General features: G+C 64.6%; 15 protein-coding genes. 2 read left to right on the top strand and 13 right to left on the bottom strand.

Annotation, left to right across the window (positions count from 1 at the left end; genetic code table 11):
* Positions 1–3: 3 nt before the first annotated feature.
* From ABIB24_RS25565 to ABIB24_RS25505, 13 genes are all read right to left on the bottom strand, one after another.
* Positions 4–216: a hypothetical protein gene (locus ABIB24_RS25565; protein WP_003259019.1), complete on the bottom strand. Its 213-nt coding sequence runs from the start codon at positions 214–216 to the stop codon at positions 4–6.
* Positions 213–683 carry a hypothetical protein gene (locus ABIB24_RS25560; protein WP_003259020.1) on the bottom strand — a complete coding sequence of 157 codons (471 nt, stop codon included), beginning with the start codon at positions 681–683 and terminating at the stop codon, positions 213–215. Before ABIB24_RS25560 ends, ABIB24_RS25565 begins: the two co-directional genes overlap by 4 nt.
* 409 nt (positions 684–1,092) lie before the next feature.
* Positions 1,093–1,287 (bottom strand): hypothetical protein, encoded by a 195-nt coding sequence (locus ABIB24_RS25555; RefSeq protein WP_137163435.1) that lies wholly within the window; start codon positions 1,285–1,287, stop codon positions 1,093–1,095.
* 178 nt (positions 1,288–1,465) lie between these two features.
* Positions 1,466–1,870 (bottom strand): TraR/DksA family transcriptional regulator, encoded by a 405-nt coding sequence (locus ABIB24_RS25550; RefSeq protein ID WP_003259022.1) that lies wholly within the window; start codon positions 1,868–1,870, stop codon positions 1,466–1,468.
* 569 nt (positions 1,871–2,439) lie between these two features.
* Positions 2,440–3,213, bottom strand: a complete 774-nt coding sequence (locus ABIB24_RS25545; protein WP_013971834.1) for an enoyl-CoA hydratase — start codon at positions 3,211–3,213, stop codon at positions 2,440–2,442.
* A gap of 13 nt (positions 3,214–3,226) precedes the next feature.
* Positions 3,227–4,354 (bottom strand): acyl-CoA dehydrogenase, encoded by a 1,128-nt coding sequence (locus tag ABIB24_RS25540; RefSeq protein WP_274079638.1) that lies wholly within the window; start codon positions 4,352–4,354, stop codon positions 3,227–3,229.
* An 8-nt stretch (positions 4,355–4,362) separates the two neighbouring features.
* A complete protein-coding gene (locus tag ABIB24_RS25535; RefSeq protein ID WP_024086601.1) occupies positions 4,363–5,556 on the bottom strand; it encodes an acetyl-CoA C-acyltransferase in 1,194 nt (397 codons plus the stop codon).
* 11 nt (positions 5,557–5,567) lie between these two features.
* A complete protein-coding gene (locus ABIB24_RS25530) occupies positions 5,568–6,335 on the bottom strand; it encodes an SDR family NAD(P)-dependent oxidoreductase (RefSeq protein ID WP_013971831.1) in 768 nt (255 codons plus the stop codon).
* A 12-nt stretch (positions 6,336–6,347) separates the two neighbouring features.
* Positions 6,348–7,994 (bottom strand): acyl-CoA synthetase, encoded by a 1,647-nt coding sequence (locus ABIB24_RS25525; RefSeq protein ID WP_137163433.1) that lies wholly within the window; start codon positions 7,992–7,994, stop codon positions 6,348–6,350.
* 122 nt (positions 7,995–8,116) lie between these two features.
* Positions 8,117–12,547, bottom strand: a complete 4,431-nt coding sequence (locus ABIB24_RS25520) for a dermonecrotic toxin domain-containing protein (RefSeq protein ID WP_354317539.1) — start codon at positions 12,545–12,547, stop codon at positions 8,117–8,119.
* 120 nt (positions 12,548–12,667) lie between these two features.
* The gene (locus tag ABIB24_RS25515) at positions 12,668–17,176 is read right to left on the bottom strand and encodes an NEL-type E3 ubiquitin ligase domain-containing protein (protein ID WP_354317537.1); all 4,509 of its coding nucleotides are present in this window, start codon (positions 17,174–17,176) and stop codon (positions 12,668–12,670) included.
* A gap of 78 nt (positions 17,177–17,254) precedes the next feature.
* Complete coding sequence (locus ABIB24_RS25510; RefSeq protein WP_085593218.1) at positions 17,255–18,277, bottom strand: AraC family transcriptional regulator; 1,023 nt, start codon at positions 18,275–18,277, stop codon at positions 17,255–17,257.
* Positions 18,278–18,334: 57 nt separating this feature from the next.
* On the bottom strand, positions 18,335–19,198 hold the full coding sequence (locus ABIB24_RS25505) for a LysR substrate-binding domain-containing protein (RefSeq protein ID WP_137163430.1): 864 nt from the start codon (positions 19,196–19,198) through the stop codon (positions 18,335–18,337).
* 112 nt (positions 19,199–19,310) lie between these two features.
* On the opposite strand from ABIB24_RS25505, the gene ABIB24_RS25500 reads away from it, so the two are divergent.
* Together ABIB24_RS25500 and phnX are read left to right on the top strand one after the other, a co-directional pair.
* Positions 19,311–20,417 (top strand): 2-aminoethylphosphonate--pyruvate transaminase, encoded by a 1,107-nt coding sequence (locus ABIB24_RS25500; RefSeq protein WP_013971825.1) that lies wholly within the window; start codon positions 19,311–19,313, stop codon positions 20,415–20,417.
* Between the two features lie 33 nt (positions 20,418–20,450).
* Positions 20,451–21,278, top strand: coding sequence for a phosphonoacetaldehyde hydrolase (phnX, locus tag ABIB24_RS25495; RefSeq protein WP_025338370.1), 828 nt, complete (start codon positions 20,451–20,453; stop codon positions 21,276–21,278).
* The last annotated feature ends 39 nt before the right edge of the window (positions 21,279–21,317 follow it).

The raw sequence follows: 21,317 nt of genomic DNA, 5'->3' as shown, positions 1-21,317 counted from the left end.
GCCTCACCCTTGGGCCAGGCGCTGCAGCTCGCGCCGGACCATGGCCGCATAAGGCGGCGGGCCGAGGCGATACAATTCCCCTGCCACCCAGTTCAACCAGGCGCCCTGCAACTCTTCGCGCCTGGCTAGCAAACGCTCGGCCTCGGCCACGGCATCCGCCTGATGCTGCCGATGGAACTCGGCACGCGTGGCGGGCGCGTCGTCACTGTGGGTCATTCACTGGCCTTGAAGGTGGTCAGCTCACCTTTGCGCCATTTGGCAACCTTGCCGGTCACCGCCTTGAGCAACTTGCCCAGGCCTTCCTGTACCTGTTGCTGAGCGGCGAACACCAGCATCACACCGTGGCCTTCACGGAACACGATGCCCTCGCCTTCGGGCACCGAGACGAAGGCATAGTCGCCCACGCCATACACGTTCAGCTTGATTTCGCGAAAGCGCATTTCCAGTTTGCCGCCTTCGCGGCTGGGCAGTACGGCGGCGCGAAAGTGGTCGCCCACCTTCAGTTCCAACCGCTGCTTGTCATCGACGACCAATGCGCTTTCGGTGTCGATTTCGGCCATGTACAGGCCTTCGGGACTCTGTTCGGTGACATAGACAAAGCGGCCCTGGAACAGCTGGGCCAATTTACCGCGCAAGTCGCCCAGGGCGAACAACGCATGGGTATCAAGAGTGCTGACTGCCAATGAAGTAATCCTCAACCGGTTACAACCCGCCCTCACCCAAGCTCGGTGAGGCACGGCCATTTCTTATCGATAGGCGAAAAGAGTAATGAAGCGATATGCGAAATGTCTGTGCACGCTGGCGATGCAGCGTGCAGGAATCTTTACTCTGGCTTGCCAGATCTGGCCTCAAATACAGGCTTTCGGCATATTCCCGATTCGGGAAGCGTAATATCTGACAGCAAAACCGCCAGAAAAGATGCGGCAGGCGATGCCAGAGCGCACGTGAGAACGGGCCCTGCAATCCATCAGCGCATTACTGGGGGAAGAATATGCACGAAAACACCGAAATTCGTCGAGAGGCAAAGTACATTTCTTACAGAGGAACGCCCTGAACGACACCCTGTTCGCTCGTCGGCAGCACTCACTGCACTCAAGCCGCCAGGCCCTTCTTCAACTGCTGCTGCCAGGCCGCCTGGCACTCCAGCGCTTCTTCACGGGTGGCGAATGGGGTACCACGGCGTTCGCCATTGACCAGCACCACCCAGCAGATGCGTTTACCCAGCGCACGCAGTATGGCGGGCACACCCGAACCAATCATCACGGCTACATCGACCCGGCTATTCATCATTCCCTCCGGAATTTAATTAGCACCCTAACGATGAAGCCATGATACGCCTGCGTACGGCGCGGAAACAGCGCATCCCGGTACAGCAGTGTTACGTGCGGGGCAACAAAACCGCGGCCGGCAAGAAACGCAAAAAGCCCCAGGGATCGCTCCGTGGGGCTTGGCACACCGCGCGGAGTTACACCTGGCGCTGGTGGCGGTCGAGCTGCTCGTGGCGCTCCTGGGCTTCGATGCAGTACTTGGTGGTCGGGCTGATCAGCAGACGCTTCAGGCCGATTGGTTCACCGCTGTCATCGCACCAGCCGAAGCTTTCGTCGGCAATACGGTCCAGGGCCATTTCCAGCTGCGGCAGCAGGCGCTGGTCGCGGTCGATGGCGTTCACCAGCCAGCTACGCTCTTCTTCGACCGAAGCCACGTCGGCAGGATCCGACGGGGTGTCCAGGCCTTCGATGGTGGCACGGCTCAGCTCGATGCGTTCATGGGTTTCGACTTTCATCGCCTGCAGCAGGCCAGCGAAGAAAGCCAGCTGGTCAGCGTTCATGTAGTCATCGGCCGACATGGCCAGCAACTGTTCCTTGGTCATCGATTTCTCTATGAAAAAATGTGCATTTGGGCGATTCAGGTGCCGCCGACGCCTTGACATCGGCAGCGGAATTCTTCAAGCGCCAACCGGCACTCTTTTACAGGGGGCGGCAGTCTAAGGCGCCGCGTCGCGTGGAGCAACTGCAATTGGGTGCGAATTTGCTTCCATTGCTCGGAATCCGCTGGTCGGTGCATGGATGGCTGGCCCTGGGAGAGGGGCCTGTGGGGCATGGGGGGATTGAGTAGGAGTCACCAATTGCTCGCCACAACATGTTCAGCGCCTGTGAGATCGAGCGCCGCCCGCGCGGCGCTTCGCAGCGCAAGGCTGCTCCTACATTTATTTCGGGCCAATTATTCCTGAGGCGAACGCGCGCGCCCCCTTGGTGTCCACCTCGATATCGTGTCGGACAAACAAGGCGGTCGCGCGCATTGGTACAGGCGTTACTGGCCCGAAACAGATGTAGGAGCAGCCTTGCGCTGCGAAGCGCCGCGTGGGCGGCGCTCGATCTCACAGGCGCCGGACCTCTCAAGGCATGCACCCAGAGGCCCAGCGCAAATCCACAACCAGAATCAACGATCCTTGAACTGCGCCTCGCGCTTGGCAATGAACGCAGCCATTCCCTCTTTCTGGTCTTCGGTAGCAAACGCCGCATGGAACACCCGCCGCTCGAAGCGCACACCCTCGCTTAGGGTGACTTCGAACGCACGGTTGACGCTCTCCTTGACCATCATGCTCACCGGAATCGACTTGCTGGCAATGGTCGCAGCCACCTTCAGCGCCTCTTCCACCAGTTCCGCCTGCGGCACGATACGCGCCACCAGGCCAGCACGCTCAGCTTCCTCAGCCCCCATCAGACGACCAGTCAGGCACAGTTCCATGGCCTTGGCCTTGCCCACCGCACGGGTCAGGCGCTGGGTGCCGCCCATGCCCGGCAGCACGCCAAGGTTGATTTCCGGCTGGCCGAACCTGGCATTGTCCGCCGCCAGGATGAAGTCACACATCATCGCCAGCTCGCAGCCGCCGCCCAGGGCAAAACCGGACACCGCGGCAATGATCGGCTTGCGCCGGTTGGCAATGCGGTCGGAATCGCTGAACAGGTCGTCAACGTAGATTTGCGGGTATTGCAGCTCGGCCATTTCCTTGATGTCGGCACCAGCGGCAAAGGCCTTGGCGGAACCGGTCAGCACCACGCAGCCGATGTTCGGATCGCGCTCGAGCTGGTCCAGGGCCTGGTTGATCTCGCCGACGATCTGCGCGTTCAGCGCGTTCAGCGCCTGCGGGCGGTTGAGGGTAATCAGGCCGACCTTGCCGTGGATGTCCAACAGGATGGTTTCGAATGCCATGCAGTCTGCTCCTTCAAAGATTGCGCGCAATGACCATGCGCTGAATGTCGCTGGTGCCTTCGTAGATCTGGCAAACCCGAACGTCGCGGTAGATCCGCTCCAGCGGGAAGTCACTCAGATAGCCATAACCGCCCAGGGTCTGCAAGGCATCCGAACAGACCTTTTCGGCCATTTCCGAGGCAAACAGCTTGGCCATCGACGCTTCCACCAGCGCCGGGCGCCCGGCATCGCGCAGCGCGGCGGCGTGCAGCACCATCTGCCGGGCCACGGCAATCTTCGTCGCCATGTCGGCCAGGCGGAAGGCCACCGCCTGGTGCTCGATCAGCGCCTTGCCGAAGCTCTGCCGCTCGTTGGCGTAGTCGCGCGCCACTTCGAACGCCGCGCGGGCCATGCCCACCGCCTGCGAGGCGATGCCGATGCGGCCGCCTTCGAGGTTGGCCAGGGCGATTTTGTAGCCCTCACCTTCGGCGCCCAGGCGGTTGGCTACCGGCACACGCACATTATCGAAAACGATCTGGCAGGTATCGGAGGCGTGCTGGCCGAGCTTGTCCTCGACCCGCGCCACATGGTAGCCCGGCGAATCGGTGGGCACGATGAAGGCACTGATGCCGCGCTTGCCGGCGTCCGGGTCGGTCACGGCAAACACGATCACCACCCCGGCGTTCTGCCCGGAGGTGATGAACTGCTTGCTGCCATTGAGCACGTAGTGATCGCCGTCCAGACGTGCACGGGTCTTTAGGCTGCTGGCGTCGGAGCCTGCCTGCGGTTCGGTCAGGGCGAAGGCGCCGAGCATCGCACCGCTGGCCAACGGGGTGAGGAACTGCTCCTTCTGCTGCTCGCTGCCAAAACGCAGGATCGGCACACAGCCCACCGAGTTGTGCACGCTCATGATGGTCGAGCAGGCGCCGTCACCGGCGGCGATTTCCTCCAGGGCCATGGCATAGGCCACGTAGCCGGTGTCGCTGCCGCCCCACTGCTCCGGCACCAGCATGCCGAACAGGCCCAGCTCGGCCATCTCCTCGATGGCCTCCTTGGGGAAGCGGTGTTCCTTGTCCCATTGCTCGGCAAACGGTTTCAGGCGCTCCTGGGCAAAGGCGCGTACCGCGTCGGCGATCTGTTGTTGCTCGTCAGTTACCAGCATGGTTCACCTCAGTACAGGCATTCGACAGCCATGGCCGTGGCCTCGCCACCGCCGATGCAGATGGCCGCCACACCACGGCGCAGGTTGTTCTGGCGCAGGGCCGACAGCAGGGTCACCAGGATGCGCGCGCCGGAAGCGCCGATCGGGTGGCCGAGGGCACAGGCGCCGCCATGGATATTGACCTTGTCGTGCGGCAGGTCGAGGTGCTTCATCGCCGCCAGGGTGACCACGGCGAAGGCCTCGTTGATCTCGAACAGGTCGACCTCGGCCAGGTTCCAGCCGGTGCGTTTCATCAGCTTGTCGATGGCACCGATCGGCGCGGTCGGGAACAGTGCCGGGGTGTCGGCAAAGGCGGCGTGGCCGTGGATCACCGCCAGCGGCTTGAGGCCGCGCTTGTCGGCTTCGGAGCGGCGCATCAACACCAGCGCCGCAGCGCCGTCGGAAATCGAGCTGGAGTTGGCGGCGGTCACCGTGCCGCCTTCGCGGAAGGCCGGCTTGAGCTGCGGGATCTTGTCCAGGCGGGCCTTGGGCGGTTGTTCGTCGTCCTTGATGACGCGCTTCTCCTTGCCCTCGGTGACCTCGACCGGCACGATCTCGGCAGCAAAGCGACCGCTCTTGATAGCGTCCTGGGCGCGGGTCAGCGAGGCGATGGCGAACTGGTCCTGGGCTTCGCGGCTGAAGGCATTGGCCTGGGCGCAGTCTTCGGCAAAGGTGCCCATCAGACGGCCCTTGTCGTAGGCGTCTTCCAGGCCGTCCATGAACATGTGGTCGATGATCCTGCCGTGGCCCATGCGGTAGCCGCCCCGGGCTTTGTCCAGCAGGTACGGTGCGTTGGTCATGCTTTCCATGCCACCGGCCACCACCACATCGGCGGTGCCGGCCAGCAGCAGGTCATGGGCCATGATCGCCGCCTGCATGCCCGAACCGCACATCTTGTTCAGGGTGGTGCAGGTGGTGTGCTTGTCCAGCCCGGCGCCCAGCGCGGCCTGGCGCGCCGGTGCCTGGCCCTGGCCAGCCGGCAGCACGCAGCCGAACAGCACCTGCTCGACACTGGCAGCATCGATGCCGGCGCGCTCCACGGCACCACGGATGGCGGCGCTGCCCAGCTGCGGCGCGGTCAGGCTCTTGAGGTCGCCCTGCAGGCCGCCCATGGGCGTGCGCACGGCGCTGACGATAACGATCGGGTCATTGGCGAGGGTCATGTTCGCTCTCCTTACTTGGCAGCCATGCGCAGTGCACCGTCGAGGCGGATCACCTCGCCGTTGAGCATGCTGTTCTCGATGATGTGGCGGGCCAGCGCGGCGTACTCCTGCGGGCGCCCCAGGCGCGGTGGGAATGGCACGCCGGCGGCCAGCGAGGCGCGTACTTCCTCGGTCATGCCGGCCATCATCGGCGTTTCGAAGATGCCCGGGGCGATGGTCATCACACGGATGCCGAAGCGCGCCAGTTCGCGGGCAGTCGGCAGGGTCAGGCTGGCGATGGCGCCCTTGGAAGCTGCGTAGGCAGCCTGGCCGATCTGGCCGTCATAGGCAGCGATGGAGGCGGTGTTGATGATCACCCCGCGCTCCCCCCCCTCATCGGCAGCCCCTTCGGCCATGGCCGCGGCGGCCAGGCGCAGCAGGTTGAAGCTGCCGATCAGGTTGACGTTGATGACCTTGGCAAAGCTGGCAAGGCCATGCGGGCCCTGCTTGCCCAGCACTTTCTCGGCACCGACGATGCCGGCGCAGTTGACCAGCCCGTGCAGGCTGCCAAAGGCGCTGACGGCCGCATCGACCGCCGCCTGGGCGGCCTGCTCGTCGCTGATGTCGGCCACCGCGAAACGGGCGTTTTCGCCCAGTTCGCGGGCCTTGGCTTCGACGGCCTGGGCATTGAGGTCGACCAGCATGACCTTGGCGCCGGCCTCGACCAGCATCTGCGCGGTGGCAGCACCCAGCCCGGAGGCAGCGCCGCTGACGATGAAGTGTTTGTTGGCTATTTGCATGATCGGTTCCTTTCAGGCGCTGGCAGGGGTGGCCTGTTGCGCTTGTTGTTTGGCGACTTCCTGGTTGCGCAGGATGAAGCGTTGCAGCTTGCCGCTCGGGGTCTTGGGCAGCTCGCTGACGAATTCGATTTCCCTTGGGTAGGCATGGGCGTACAGGCGCTGACGCACGTGCTGGCGCAAAGCTTCTTCAAGCTCGGCGCTGCCCTGGTAACCGCTGGCCAATACCACGAAGGCCTTGATCAGCTCGGTGCGCTCCGGGTCCGGTTTGCCGATCACCGCCGCTTCGATCACCGCCGGGTGCTCGATCAGTGCGCTTTCCACGTCGAACGGGCCGACCCGGTAGCCGGAGGTGGTGATCACATCGTCGCTGCGGCCGACGAAGCTGATGCTGCCGTCCTGGTTCAGCTCGACGGTGTCGCCGCTGAGGTAGTACTTGCCGACGAAGGCTTTGGTCGGCAGGCCGTGGTAGCCCGCGAACCAGCACAGCGGCGACTGCTCGCGGTCGACCGCGAGGATGCCCGGCTGGCCGGCGGGCAGTTCGTTGCCCTGCTCGTCCAGCACCACAATGCGGTGGCCGGGGATGGCAAAGCCGGCCGAGCCGAGGTGTACCGGGTGCTGCAGGCCATGGTGGTTGCACAGCACCATGCCCAGCTCGGTCTGCCCGTAGTGGTCGTGGATGGTCACGCCCAGTTCGTCGGCGAACCAGCGGATCACTTCCGGGTTGAGCGGTTCGCCGGCACTGCTGACCACCCGCAGGCGGCCCTTGATCGGTGCCGAGAAGTCATCCCCGGCGGCAATCAGCAGGCGGTACGCGGTGGGCGAGCCGGCCAGGTTGGTGATGCCCAGCTTGTCGATCACCCGTGCGCAACTTTCAACACTGAACGGGCCATCGTAGAAGGTGGTGGCATGGCCCAGTGACAGCGGGCCGGTGACCGCGTAATACAGGCCATAGGCCCAGCCCGGGTCGGCCAGGTTCCAGAAGTTGTCCTCGGGGCGCAGGTCGATGGCATCGCGCATGTAGCCCTGGAACGCGACGATGGCACGCAGCGGCACTTCCAGCGGTTTGGCCGGGCCGGTGGTGCCGGAGGTGAACATCAGCAGGAACGGGTCGTTGCCCGAGCGCATGACCGGCTCGCATTCGTCTGCGGCATTGTCCAGGCACTGCTGGAAGTCCAGCTCGCCACTGCGGGCATTGACGGTGATGATGGTCGGGCAGGCGTGCACATCGTCCAGCTTGGCGCGGTTGTGGCTGTCGGTGACGACCACGCGGGCGTGGGACTGCTCCAGGCGATGTTCGATGGCCTTGGGGCCGAACGCGGTGAACAGTGGCTGGTACACCGCCCCGAGGCGCCAGGTGGCGAGGATGGTGACCAGCAGTTCGGGGGTGCGCGGCATCAGCCCGGCGACCCGATCACCCGCACCCACGCCTTGCGCTTGGAGCACATTGGCGAAACGGGCAGCCAGTGTTTGCAACTGATCGAAGCTCAACCGCGCACTCTTGCCCTCGCGGTCTTCCCAGACCAGTGCGGTCTTGCCCTCACCGGCATGGCGGTCGCAACATTCGACACAGGCATTGAGGGCTTCGAGGTTGCCATGCAGCGCCGCAGCAGCAGCCTGGCCATGGTCGAACGCACGAGCGGCCTCGGTGTAATCGCGCATCGTCGGACTCCTGGTTTCTTGTTTTTGGAGTTGAACCATCGGTCCGACGATGTTCGCGCCGCGCTGGCGTCGCGGCAATGGCCTAAGTTGTCAAACTGGATGACCGGTTTGGCCGGTGGCCATCAGCCCGGTGCGCGCTCCAGGCTGATCACGTAGTGCTCGGTCAGTTGCAGTTGCAACTCCAGCCGATCGGCCTGCAGCTGCGCATCCAGAGCCTGTTCCTGGTTCAGATACTGTGCTTCACCCAGTTCATCGCGCCTTACCGCCAGTGCCGCCCGCTGCTCCGCAGCGAGTTGCTCAAGGTCATTGAACGGCCGGGCGAAGCGCTGTTGCAAAAAGCGCTGCCAGAATGCGCGCGTGCACAGGTTTGCGACTACATCAACGAGAACGTTCGCCCTTTCCACGGCCGCCTCTGCCGCCTGCAGCCGATGCTCGCTCAACCCTACGGCGGCGGCCCTGAGGCGCATTCTGGCAGGCTGGAACGGCAAACTGAGCCTGGTGCGCAAGCGCACCCTGTAGCGCATTGCCAACGTCGCCAGTACTGCCGGTTCGGCGAAGCCTTCAAGATTTTGCCGCTCGGCCTCGACATACTCGTCAAGGCGGTCCAGACGGTGCAAGGCGCGCCCCAACGCCAGCGACTTCGGACCATGGATCTGAACACCATCGCCTGCCGCGTCGCGCTCGGCATGCAGACGCAGCAGTCGGCTGAACAGTTCGATGGCACCGTTGTCATCCATTACCACATCGTCGGCCGCCAGTTGCACCTGGCGAGCGAATTCGGCGTCTGTCTCCATCATCGACAGGCACTTCCAGCACATGCGCAACAGATAGGCCCTGGGCCAGCTGAAGTCCGCCAGGCCTTGCAGAAGCTCCAGCAGATCGAACAGGCGGGCATTTTCGTCCCGGGTGCTCAGCCGGTCCCAAAGCTCGCCACGCCCTTGGCTGGCGGAGTCGGAACCGACCCACCAGGCGCGGCCGATCTCTTCCTCTGGGTCCTCCAGCAGCGGCTCCAAGGCATAGAGCTTGCCGTAATCGGCCATGCTCAGGCGGTTGCCATCGACCAGGATGCGCTGGCGAAACTCCAGCGGCATGGCCAGCACGCCGTCAGGCACACCCCGCAGGAAATTGTCACGCAGGTCGGCTCGTTGCAGGAAGCCACACAGCTCGAGCCCTCTGGGCCACTCGCTGAGCCCGCAGCGGCGCAAATTCAGCTCGATCAGATGAGGCAGGTGATGGAAGCGCATTTCGTACACCCCCAGCGGGCTGTTGTAGCTCAGGTCGAGGTGGCTGAGCAGCGGCAACCCGTTCAGTGCTTCGATGGCATGGGCATCCAGGCGAATGCGGTTATGCCCCAGGCGCAACCGGCGCAGGTTGGTCAGGTAGCCAAGCCCGCGCGGGCAGCGCAACAGCTGGTTGTGGCTCAGGTCCAGCTCCTGCAGGTAGGTGAATGCCCGCAGAAACTCCTCGTTCACCACCCCGATGGACGTCTCGCTCAGTACCAGGGTGGTGACGTGATAGAAATCGATAGGCGCGGGCATGACCGGCAACGAATCCGTTGGCAGATCATTCAGCACCAGGCGCAGCCCCTGGCGCCTGCCGTCACGGTCGACCACCACATCGTCACCAAGCGCCTGCCAGGCACGCCGTAATCGGTCGGCGAACAGCTGGCGTCGCGCCCGCAAAGTGTCACTCAGCGCAGCCGACACCCAACCATTGAGCGCGCGGTCCAACTGCTCAAAATCGTCCTGCAGCGCCAGGAGCGCATCGGCGACCGACACATTCTGCAGCAGCCAGCGGTCAACTTGCGTTTCCAGCGAATCGCCCAGCCCCGGGAAGAACTGCCTCAGGCCGGCCCGCAGCTGCTCCCTGGGTGTGGTGGGCGGTGATGCGCGCCCACTGAGCAGGTAGCCGACACGGCCATCGGCGAGGCGCTGCCCGGGGTTGAACCAGCGCTCTGTCGGTGCCCAGCCCAGCATGCGGGCGATTTCCTCATGGGTGCCCAGGTGCGCCATGAGCTTCTCGCGCAGGCGCTCGGCATTGGCGTTCTCGGCCAGGCCCAGACGGCCCAGCAGGCTGCGCGATTCGAGCGCGGCCAGCACGGCCTGGAAGATGCACGAGGAAGCAGGCGGCTGCATCGCGAGTTTTCGGCCCTGCCCGTCATACAAGGCAAAGACCCCTTGCTCACGCACCAGCACCCGCTGCTCGGCCGCATCGCCAACCGAACCGATGCGTTTCAACGCCACGGCATCCGCAGCAGCATTGCTCAACGCCAGGCTGAACGCATCAATGGCCTCGACATTCAGCAATGCCAGCACCAACATGCCCGTTTCGTCGCTATATGCACTCGGCAGATAAAACCCTGCCAGCGCCCTGCTCACCTTCGCCTGCGAGCACAACGACCTGGCCTGGGTGGCCAGGCTTTGCGGCAACTTTCCACCACTGACGAACAGCTGGCGAGCCTCGTGACTTGCTCGGTCAGCCAGATCGCGCGCATAGGGCTCAGGCAGCCCCAGCGCCATCAGAGGCTTGAGCAAAGGCTCCGCCGATTCGGGCAGGCGTGTCAGCCGTGCGAACAGCAGGTCGCTCGACCTTGGCCGGTCCGCCAGCACTGCGGCACGCCCTTTTACGCCGCCCGGTCGGGACTCGCACCAGGCCAGCAGCTGCAAGTCCTGATCGGAGACAGTGTCGCGTTCCAGGTTGCGGAAGAACGTGTCGATCCGGGCATCGGCATCGAATGCCCTGAGGGTTTCCCGCAAGGTGGCAGGCGTTCGCCGGTTTTCCACCAGCAGGCCGCGCAGTTCGTCCTCATCGATGCCGGCCATGCGCAAGATCCGCTGCGCCTGCTGGTTATCGAAAGGTTGATCGCGCGGCCAAAGGGTATCGAGCATTTTCGCAGGGTCGCGCCAACACTGCGGCTCATCATGCATCAGGCGCCAGCTGCGTTCGCCATTGTGCAGCACGACCGGGCCGTACGCCTCTTCGCGACCGGGGTGGCGCAGACGCCAGGGGCCATCGGGGTCAGGCCGATGAACTTCGTAGAAGACCCCGTCGGCCTTCATCCAGCGGCGCTCGCCATCGGCATAGGCCCCGTCCGCACCCAAGGTGATCGTTTCAGGGGTCGAGGCAAAGGCTGCCAGATCTCGGGACCACAAACGCCCCGCCCCATTGGCGAGCCTTACCGGCTCCAGCGCCGCGACAAACGCGCTGCGCACGAAGGTGACGCCCACCACAGTCGCGGCGGTGCCCGCCAGTATCTCGGCAACCCCCAGCATGTGCTCCAGCGCCTCGTGCTGATGGCCTCGCAACCAGTCCTGCGTGCCCTCGAAAACCTCCGAGAGGGTCTGGGCCACCAGTTGCCCGAGCAGCAAGCCGCCCACCACCGGAATGAACAGCCCAGCGAGGTTGAGCACATCGAGACCGGCGGCCTTCCACGCCTCATGCCGCTCACGCGATGCGGCTTCATCGGCATCGGCAGTTGCCACCAGCAACAGGCGGCCATCCTGCTTCACCCGGTTGGTCTGCTGTGCAGTCAGCGCCTGGAAAATGTCATGCTGTGGCACGCTGCCATCGAGTTCCAGGTCCGGCTGATCATCCTTCAGGCGGGCCTGCAGCTTGTGCATGAACCCGGCACGCTGATCCAGGCCGATCAACTGGCTGAACGCCTGGCGATAGGGTTCATGGCGCAGCTCGGCCACCAGCGCGCTGTTGATCGAGGCATGGCTGTCGAAGTGTCGCAACGCCTGTACCGGGTCGCTGGGCAGGTAGAGCACGCCGCCCTGCGTTTGCCCATGCGTGTCGCGAAGTTGAATCCACACACCATCCGCCACTGGGCAACCGAGGGCTTCGAGCAGGCCCGGGTGGCCCGTGAGGCTGGCGGATCGCCGATCCGCGGGTTTATCCACCAGGGCTTGCAATGCCTCCTTGACCGGCTCGGTGATCTCGCCTTTCAGCGCGGCAACCTCCACGGCCAGACGCAGCCCGGAGCGCTTGTCTTCACACAAGATGCGCTGTGCCGCGGCATCGAATGTGCGGTCCAGCTCCTGCTGGTACAGGCGCCCGGCATCGAGCTTGCGGCACGCCTCGACCAGTTCATCGGTGCCTCGCGAAAGTACCCGTTCCTGCCCCGGCGCGACCAACCCGGTTCCCAGGTAGAAATCGTTGCTGGCGGCAAAGTTGCGCATCAGGCGGAGCAAGCCGTTTTCACGCCGTTGCCCGTAAGTGGGAAATTGCGGCTCTGCGCCGGGCGTGGACGAGAAACGATGGGAAACCTCCAGCCACTCCAACTGCCAGAACGCTACGTCGCCCGGCAGCGGCTCGCGCAACAAACTGGCGAATTGCCGTTCGGCGAACTGCTGCGGTGACGGCAGCGCCAGGGTGATCCCGCGCAACCGGGCCTGGGTGGCATGATGGGCTTCCAGGCTTTCGCGCAAGGTGCGTATCTGGCTTTGCGTGGCCTGTTTGAGCCAGGCAGGCAACCGGTCACCGATGAAACCGTCGTGCAAGTGGCTGGAAGACGCAGAGGCGGGCTGTGGTGCGTGTGGTTCGCGGGTCATGGCAGGTCCCTGGATGGCTGTCGAAAGCCACGCATGGTGTGCAACCTGCCAGCGCTTGCGCAGAGGGAACCCCTGCGGTAGAAGCAGGGCGGCACACTGCGTGCCGCCCTTGAAGCGCCGTCACTTTGCCTCTGGCACCATGAACGCTTCGTGCGTAAGGCGCTGGGCAAGTCTGGCCAGGGCCTGCTCGCGTTCATCGCGCAGGGCGTCGCCCAGTTTCCGGTACTCGTCACTGGTCAAGGCCTCCCTTTGCTCGTACAGAGTTTCCATCCGCAGGGAGAATTGCGCTTCCAGGGTTTCGAAGTCGTCCGGATGCTCTGCTCGCAGTACCGGCAACCAGAAATCACGCTCGCTGATGAACACGATCCGTTGCTCACCCGCCTCCACCTCCAGCACTTCCTTGAAGGCCTCCTCCAGTTGCAGCGGCGACACGTTGGCCAGCCTGCCAAACTGCATATGACGAGGTTGGCCCAACAGGTCCAGGCGCTGGGCCAAGCCGCTGAGGTAGGCAAGATTGACCTCCACCTCCTCTTCATCATGATTTCCCCGGCTCCAGCGTCCATCCTGGTAGCGGGCGTCCATTTCGCGCCGGGCGATTTTCTCTACCCAGTGCACGCGAAACAGCCGCTTGGCCAACTGCAGGCGTGCCGAGCGGGTCGAGATCGGGTCACCGCCGCGGGTGGCCTGCTCGACATGCATGCGCACCTCGAGGCGGCTGAACACGATGGCAACGCTGTCCACACAGGTGATGGGCTCCGCTGCCAGGTCAAACAGCGCCATGCGCGTGGCGGTATCGGCATGGGCGACATCCAGCATTGCCCATACCCTGAATCCGAGTTCGGCCGGCGCCTTGCTGAATTCGGCCGTGCTCGTCAGTTGTCTAAGCAGCTCGAAGAAAGCCAGGCTGCCGGGCTCGGCATTCAGCGCATCCCATTTTCCTTGCTGCTCCTGCCGCGCTGCTGGGTCCAAGGTCTGCAACCATTGTTCCCGGGCCGGGGCGTTCCGTTGCGGGCGGGGCGTGTCCAGCAGGCGTTCGACGGAATAAAGGCGATCAAGATCCTGCACTGACAGCGCATTGCCCTCCAGGTGCATGGCACGGCGCAACTGCAACGGGGCCTGAAACAAGGCTGCCGGCAACTCGGCTATCTGGTTGTTGCGAAGGTCGGCGAAGACCAACAGGCCACACCACTCCAGGCCCCGGGGCAGCGCCGTCATCTGCACCCGGTTCAAACGCAGGATCCGCAGGCTGGGCAACCGCTCGAACTGTAGCCTGATGTCGCCGAGCGGGTTGTCACTCAGGTCCAGCGAACGCAAGAGCGCCAGGCCGGTCAGCACATTGGCCTGCGGCTCCGAGACACGAATACGGTTGCGCGGCATCAGCAACTGGCGCAAGGCGGTCAACCGCTCCAGCCCCGCAGGTAGCGCGCGCAGGGCATTGTCACTCATGTCCAGGCACAGCAGATCGGGGAAGCAGGCGAGGAACCCCGACGGGATGGCATCCAGACCGAGCGCCGACAGGGTCAATTCCGAAACGTGCGAGAAGTCCGTCCCGACCGGCAACACGGGCAGGCTGCCCACCGGTACGCCGACGATGCTCAGGCTGAGCATTGCATCGTTGCCGATAGCCCCGGCGGCGCGGTCGCTGCGCATCTGCCAGGCACGCCGCAACGAATCTGCGACGCGTCGGCGTGCACGGCTGGCGCTGCCCGCTACCTCTTCAACCCAGGCCAGCAAGCTGTCATCCAGGCGGCGGTATTCCTGCTCGACGCGCAGCAGGTTCTCGAACAGGCCCCCGCGCATGTCCAACAGGCTCTGGACATAGCGATCGACGCCGGCATCCCCGATACCGGGATACAACGCGCGCACCCGCTGCCGCACCACGCGCTCCGGCGAGCCGATGCACGACTGGCAGCCGCCTAATGGATAGCCCGCTCGGCCATCGGCCAAACGCTGCATGGGCGATGCCATGGGCCTTGCCTCCCGCCAACCGAGCAGGCGCAGCAGGGCCTGCCGGTCACCGGGTAGCCAGGCCTGCATCTGCTCGCGGATTCTGGTCGGCGCATCGGCGCCACTCCAACCCTGTCGCACCCGGTATTCCACGGGCAGGCAAGCGGCCAGCACCTCGAACAGCCCCTCGGGGGCGGCGACCTCGCGCTCATCCGGCAAGCCTCTGTCGTTGTAGAGCTGGAAGTGCCCCTCCCGCCTGACCAGCACCACGGCCTGCTCAAGGTCGGTCTCGGCGAACAGCCGCTCCATCGCTGCCCCGGCATACGGGTCACGGCGCAATACCAGGTTGAACCCGGCAGCGCCGGGGCCATGCCGACGCAGCAGGGCAAAGACCAGCGCCACCACTTCCGGCCGATAACTGCCCTGCAGGTACAACGCTTCGCGCATGCGGGTCAGGCGCGCCAGCTGCAGGGCCACCCGCGCCTGTTCAGCCAACGCCAGCGGCAGGCGAGACTCTGCCTGCATGCGCAAGCGCACAGCCTCGGTGGCCTGCTCGAGCACATCGAGGGCATAGGCGTCTGGCAGCGTCGGGAAGTCGCGCTGGATCAAGCCCAGCAGCGGGTCGTCGGCCAGATAAAGCCTGGAGAAATGCTCGAGCATCGCCTCACGCAACTCGCTTGCCGCGTCACGGATCGACAGCACCTGTTCTTCGACGGTTTCACCCTGCAGTTGCAAACGTTCGATGCACCATTGCCACAGCTCGGAAGCGGTATCAGCCTCCCCCGCTTCCAGCCGGCTGAAAAAGGCCTGCGCGCGTGCGTCCACGGCAAAGCGCTGCAAGGTATCGCGCAGCTGCACCGGCAACCCGCGCCGTTCCACCAGCAGGCCACGCAAGTAGGCCTCGTCGACATCCGCGACCTTCAGCACCTGTTCCACCCGCACGGCGTCCATCGCGGTCGCCGCCGGCCAAAGCCGCCCGAGCAACAGTGCGGCGCCCTGCCATTCCAGTGGCCGCTCGTAAGCCAGCCGCCAGCCACGCGCAGAGCAACGTTCCAGCACCGGCCCGAACGCCGTGTCACCTTCGGCATGCAGCAAGCGCCAAGCGCCATTGGCGGTTTGCCTTACCCGATACAAGGCACCATTCGACCGCCACCAATGGCGCTCACCCTCGGCGAGCAAACCGTTGTCGAGCTCCGTCAGCTGAACGGGTGGAGTAGTGTCCTGGTAAGGCGCCAGCTCATTGCGCCACAGCCGTTGCCGGCCATCTTCGGTGATGACCGGCTCCAGGGTTTCGACGAATGCGCTGCGGGCCAGGTGGGCACCGACAACCACCGCACCGGTGGTTGCCACGCTGAAGGCCACCTGAAGCATATGCATCAAGGCCTCATGCTGATGGCCCAACTGCCAGTCGCGCACGCCCTCGAAAGTTTCGGTCAACAGTTGCCTGGCCAGGTCCGCCACCAGCAAAGCCCCGATGACCGGCACGAACAAGCCCGCCAGGTTGAGCAAGACCAGGCCAGCGCCTTTGAGCTCGTCCAGGCGCTGCTCCGCAGCCGCGTCATCGGCCTGGGCGGTGGGCACCGCAAGGAAACGTGCATCGGCTTTGATTCGCTGCATGTGCCAGGCGGCCATCGACGCAAAACCGTCCCCCGCTTCCAACACCCTGCGGGGTTCCAGGTCAGGTTGTGCATCCTGCAAGCGGGTGGCCAGGGCCTGCTCGCAAGTGGCGCGATCATTCAAGGCAATGCGCCGCACAAATGCCTGTCGATAGGCCTGGTTGCCCATCGCCGTGGCCAGGACGCGGTTCGCCTCATCCCAATTGGTGAACGCGCGCAGGGGTTGCGCCTGATCGTCAGGGGTATACAGGATCACTCTTTTCAAGCGCCCAGGCACCCCGAAGGGAAACGTGGACTGGTGGCGGGGCTGCTCGATCAACTCAACGGCCAGCGCGCCATCCACCCGGCAGCCAAGGACCTGCAGTGCACCGATCTCCAGCTGCACCGGCCCCTTGATCACGGCGGGTTCAACCTTGCACGCGATACGCAGCACCAGCAGGTCTTCCGGATCCAGCTGCTGCTTGATGGCCGCGATCTCGACCGCCACGGCCAGTTCCAGGCGCCGGTCGGTGGTCAGGGCTTTTTCAAAGTCAGGGGTCAATACCTGCGCCAGGTGCCGCTGGTAAGCGCTGCCGACATCCACCTGGCGGCACAGGCTGACAATCCGGTCGATGTCTTCGCTCACCACCTGCTCGTCCTGATGGGCTCCCGGAAGGGTCAAGGCGGTGCCGAGGAAGAAGGACTCGTTGGCCTTGAAGTTCTGCAACAGCTTTTGCAAGGCCGGCATGCGCACGAAGTACGGTTGATAATCAGGGATCAAGCCGGTTCTCACATCCAGCCGTGCGCGTGTTTCGCGCCACACCAGTTTGTCCAGATCGACCTGCAGCTTCAGCTGGCTGTCCTGGCGCAAGGCAGGCTCCAACAGTTGCTTGGCAAAACGGTCCAGAGGCTGCAGGCGGTCGGCGAACCCTGCCATCTGCCGCTGGCTCGCCAGATAGGCGTTGAAACGCAATTGCAGCCTCGCAAGCTGCTTGGGCTTGGCCGCCTTCAACCAGGCGGGCAAGCTTTGCGCGATGAAATCTTCGGCGGGGTGAAGCAACTTGGGGTGCAAGGCAGGTTGAGACATCGTCGATTTCCTGGTCAGTGATCGACTTGTCACGATGCTTGTCAGCGGCGCCAGCCGGCAGCGGGAAGGCGTGGTTCCCTAGCTGCCACTGCCGCGCTTGAGGATCAGCGCACGGTAATGCCCAGGGTTGCAGCCGAACCACTTGCGAAATGCCTTGTAGAACGAACTGCTGTCGGCAAAGCCCAGGCGCTCGGCGATTTCGCCCATGGCCGCGTCTTCCTGGCTCAGCCAGGCAATTGCAAGCTCACGACGCACGCTGTCCTTCAACCCTTGGTAGTTCTGCCCCTCTTCGGCCAACCGCCGGCGCAGGGTAGAAGGCGACAGGCACAACTGGCGCGCCAGGCTGTCGCCATCGGGCCACTGCCCCGGGTCCAGGCGCAGCAGGTCGGTGCGAATGCGCCGCCCGAGGCTGGCCGGGTCACGGTACTTGACCAGGATGTTGCCCGGCGCCTCGGCCAGAAAGCGCTGCAGTTCTTCTTCGCTGCGCCGCAGCGGCAGCTCGAGGCATTCGGCAGCGATGATCATGCGCGTGCGCGGGCGCTCGAACTGCAGGTTTTCCGAAAACATCACCCGGTAGTCATCGCAGAACGGCGGTTCGGCACAGCGCAGATCGATGGCCAGGATCGGGATACGCCGCCCGGCCAACCAGCAGGTCACACCGTGCACGATCATCCAGAAGGTGAAATAGGTGAAAGCGCGGCGCGGTGTGTCACGCGGTTCGTTGATGACGATTTCGGCCAGGCCTTGCTGGCGCACCAGGCTTGGCTGCAGGTCTTCAAGCATCAGTGACAGGAACGCCAGCGCGGTTTCCAGGCCGGCGCCCAGGGTTGGCTGGCCCATGCTGGCACGGCACATGAACGCCAGGCTGCCGCTGCGCAGACCGCGCGGGTCCATGGCGAAGAACTCATCGTTGCAGCGCCGCGCCAGCAGACGCCAGAGCCGGGCATAGGACTCGGCGCTGACCCGTGCCGCTGGCAGGTGCAGTTGTTCGACGGCGATACCCGCCCGGGCCAGCAAGCCGGTATCGGGCTCGCCGGCGGGGCAAGTCTGCAACAGCGCTTCGCGCACCAGCTGCATGGAAATGGTGTCTTTCTCGCTCATCGACGGTCCTGTCGGCTCAATGCCGGCCATCTTAGGCCGCCCCGTTGAAAACAGCCATCACAGCCCCGCCGCCAGGCCGAGGAACGCCTGGATCAGGCGCAGCTCACGGCGGCGCTCCAGGCAGCCGATCAGGTGCTGGTTGACCAGGCCGTCACCGGCCAGCGGGCGTGCCACTACCCGCGGGTCATTGGCGACTTCGGTGGACGACACCACGCCAATGCCCAGCTCCGAGGCCACCGCTTCGGTCACCGCCTCGCGGCTGTCCAGCTCCAGCAGCACCCGAGGTTGCACGGCGGCCTTGCTGCAGGCCTTGTCGAAGGTGCGCCGGGTGGTGGAGCTGGGTTCGCGCAACACCATGATCTGCTGGTGCAGCTCAGCCAGCGGCAAATCACCCTCGCCGCTGGCCCAGGCATGCCCCGCCGGCAGCAAGGCGCACAACCGCGACTCGCACAGGTTTTGCAAATGCAGGCCTTTGCGCGGCTCGATCTCGGTCAGCACGGCCACGTCGGCATGTTCGCTGAGCAATGCCGCCAGGGTTTCCTGGGCATTGCCCAGGCGCAGGTTGACGGTAATGCCCGGGTAGCGCTCGCGCAGCAGCGCCAGCATCGGCATGACCCGGTGCGGGCCATCGGCCGCCACCTCCAGGCGCCCGGTCAGCAATTGCCGGTTGGCCTCGAGCATGGCCTGCGCCTCTTCGGCCAGGCCGAACATGCCGCGGGTGATGGCCGCCAGGCGGGTGCCCTCTTCGGTCAACTCCACCCGCCGCGCAGTACGCCGCAGCAAGGTGATCTGGTAGTGCTCCTCCAGCGCCTTCACGTGCCCGGTCACCGCCGGCTGGCTGATGAACAGGCGGGCGGCGGCACGGGTAAAGCTGCCCTCACGGGCCACGGCATCGAAGGCACGCAACTGGAACAGGTTCATATTTATCAGCCTGACTTATAGCTCGGATAACAACAAACAATTTGATTGATGACAGCGCCAATTGCAACCTAGGCCCCGTAGTTTCAGCCCACCGCTTGTGAGGAATAACGGAATGAGCAACGCCCCGATTCTGCTGACCCCCGGTCCCCTGACCACATCAATCCGCACCCGCCAAGCCATGCTGGTGGACTGGGGCTCCTGGGACCGCGACTTCAACCAACTGACTGCCAGTGTCTGCGAGCAACTGCTGGCCATCATCGACGGCAGCGCCAGCCACCACTGCGTACCCCTGCAAGGCAGCGGCACCTTCGCCGTGGAAGCGGCCATCGGCACCCTGGTGCCGCGTGACGGCAAGGTCCTGGTGCTGATCAATGGCGCCTATGGCCAGCGCCTGGCGAAGATCTGCAAAGTGCTGGGCCGTGCCTACAGCACCTTCGAAACCGCCGAAGACCAGCCGACCACCGCCGCCGACGTCGACCGCCTGCTGGCCGCCGACCCGGCCATCACCCACGTCGCGCTGATCCACTGCGAAACCAGTACCGGCATCCTCAACCCGCTGCCCGAGATCGCCCAGGTGATCAAAGGCCACGGCAAGCGCCTGATCATCGACGCCATGAGCTCGTTCGGCGCACTGCCGATCGATGCCCGCGCCATCCCCTTCGAGGCGCTGATCGCCGCCTCCGGCAAATGCCTGGAAGGGGTACCTGGCATGGGCTTCGTGTTCGCCGAGAAAACCGCCCTGGCCGCTGCCGAAGGCAACGCCCACTCGCTGGCCATGGACCTGCACGACCAGCACACCTACATGGCCAAGACCGGCCAGTGGCGCTTCACCCCGCCGACCCACGTGGTCGCTGCCCTGCACGAAGCGCTGCAGCAATACAACGAGGAAGGTGGCCTGCCAGCGCGCCACCAGCGCTACGCCGACAACTGCAAGACCTTGCTCGACGGCATGGCCGCCATCGGCCTGCGCAGCTTCCTGCCTGCCGAGATCCAGGCGCCGATCATCGTCACCTTCCACGCACCGAACGATCCCCGCTACCAGTTCAAGGACTTCTACGAGCGGGTCAAGGCCAAGGGTTTCATCCTCTACCCGGGCAAGCTGACCCAGGTGGAAACCTTCCGTGTCGGCTGCATCGGCGTGGTCGGAGCGGACGGCATGCAGGCCGCCGTGAATGCCGTGGCCGAGGTGCTGCGGGAAATGGAAGTGCTGGACATCTGACCCTTTGCCCACCAATTTCAGGAACAAGCGCACATGAACTACAGCAACCCTACCCAGCTGCAAGCCGCCATCCTCGACTGGGCCGGCACCGTGGTCGACTTCGGCTCCTTCGCCCCGACCCAGATCTTTGTCGAAGCCTTTGCCGAATTCGATGTGCAGGTGTCCATCGAAGAAGCCCGCGGCCCGATGGGCATGGGCAAGTGGGACCACATCCGTACCCTGTGCGATGTGCCGGAAATTGCCGAGCGCTACCGCAAGGTGTTCGGCCGTACCCCGACCGACGATGATGTCACCGCCATCTACAACCGCTTCATGCCGCTGCAGATCGAGAAGATCGCCGTGCACTCGGCGCTGATCCCCGGCGCCCTGGACACTCTCACCGGGCTGCGCCAGGACGGCCTGAAGATCGGCTCTTGCTCGGGCTACCCGAAGGTGGTGATGGACAAGGTGGTGGAGCTGGCCGCGCAGAACGGCTACGTGGCCGACCATGTGGTGGCTACCGACGAAACCCCGAACGGCCGCCCATGGCCGGCCCAGGCCCTGGCCAACGTGATCGCGCTGGGTATCGACGATGTGGCGGCGTGCGTGAAGGTCGACGATACCGTGCCGGGCATTCTCGAAGGCCGCCGTGCCGGCATGTGGACCGTGGCCCTGGTGTGCTCGGGCAATGCCCTGGGGCTGACCTGGGAAGGCTACCGCGCGCTGAGCGCCGAGAAGCTGGAAAGCGAGCGCCAGCGCATCCACGCCCTGTTCGCCGGTTCCCGCCCGCACTACCTGATCGACACCATCAACGAACTGCCCGAAGTGATCGCCGACATCAACCGGCGCCTGGCCAAGGGTGAGATGCCGCAGGCATCCTGAACGTTTGCGTGATACCTGAACGTTTGCGCGATACCTGAA

Origin of the sequence: Pseudomonas sp. UYEF17, from assembly GCF_040546125.1 — a bacterium.
GTDB lineage: Bacteria > Pseudomonadota > Gammaproteobacteria > Pseudomonadales > Pseudomonadaceae > Aquipseudomonas > Aquipseudomonas putida_Z.
Note: the sequence above shows the minus strand (reverse complement) of the source record. Positions and strands in the feature narration are given on the sequence as shown.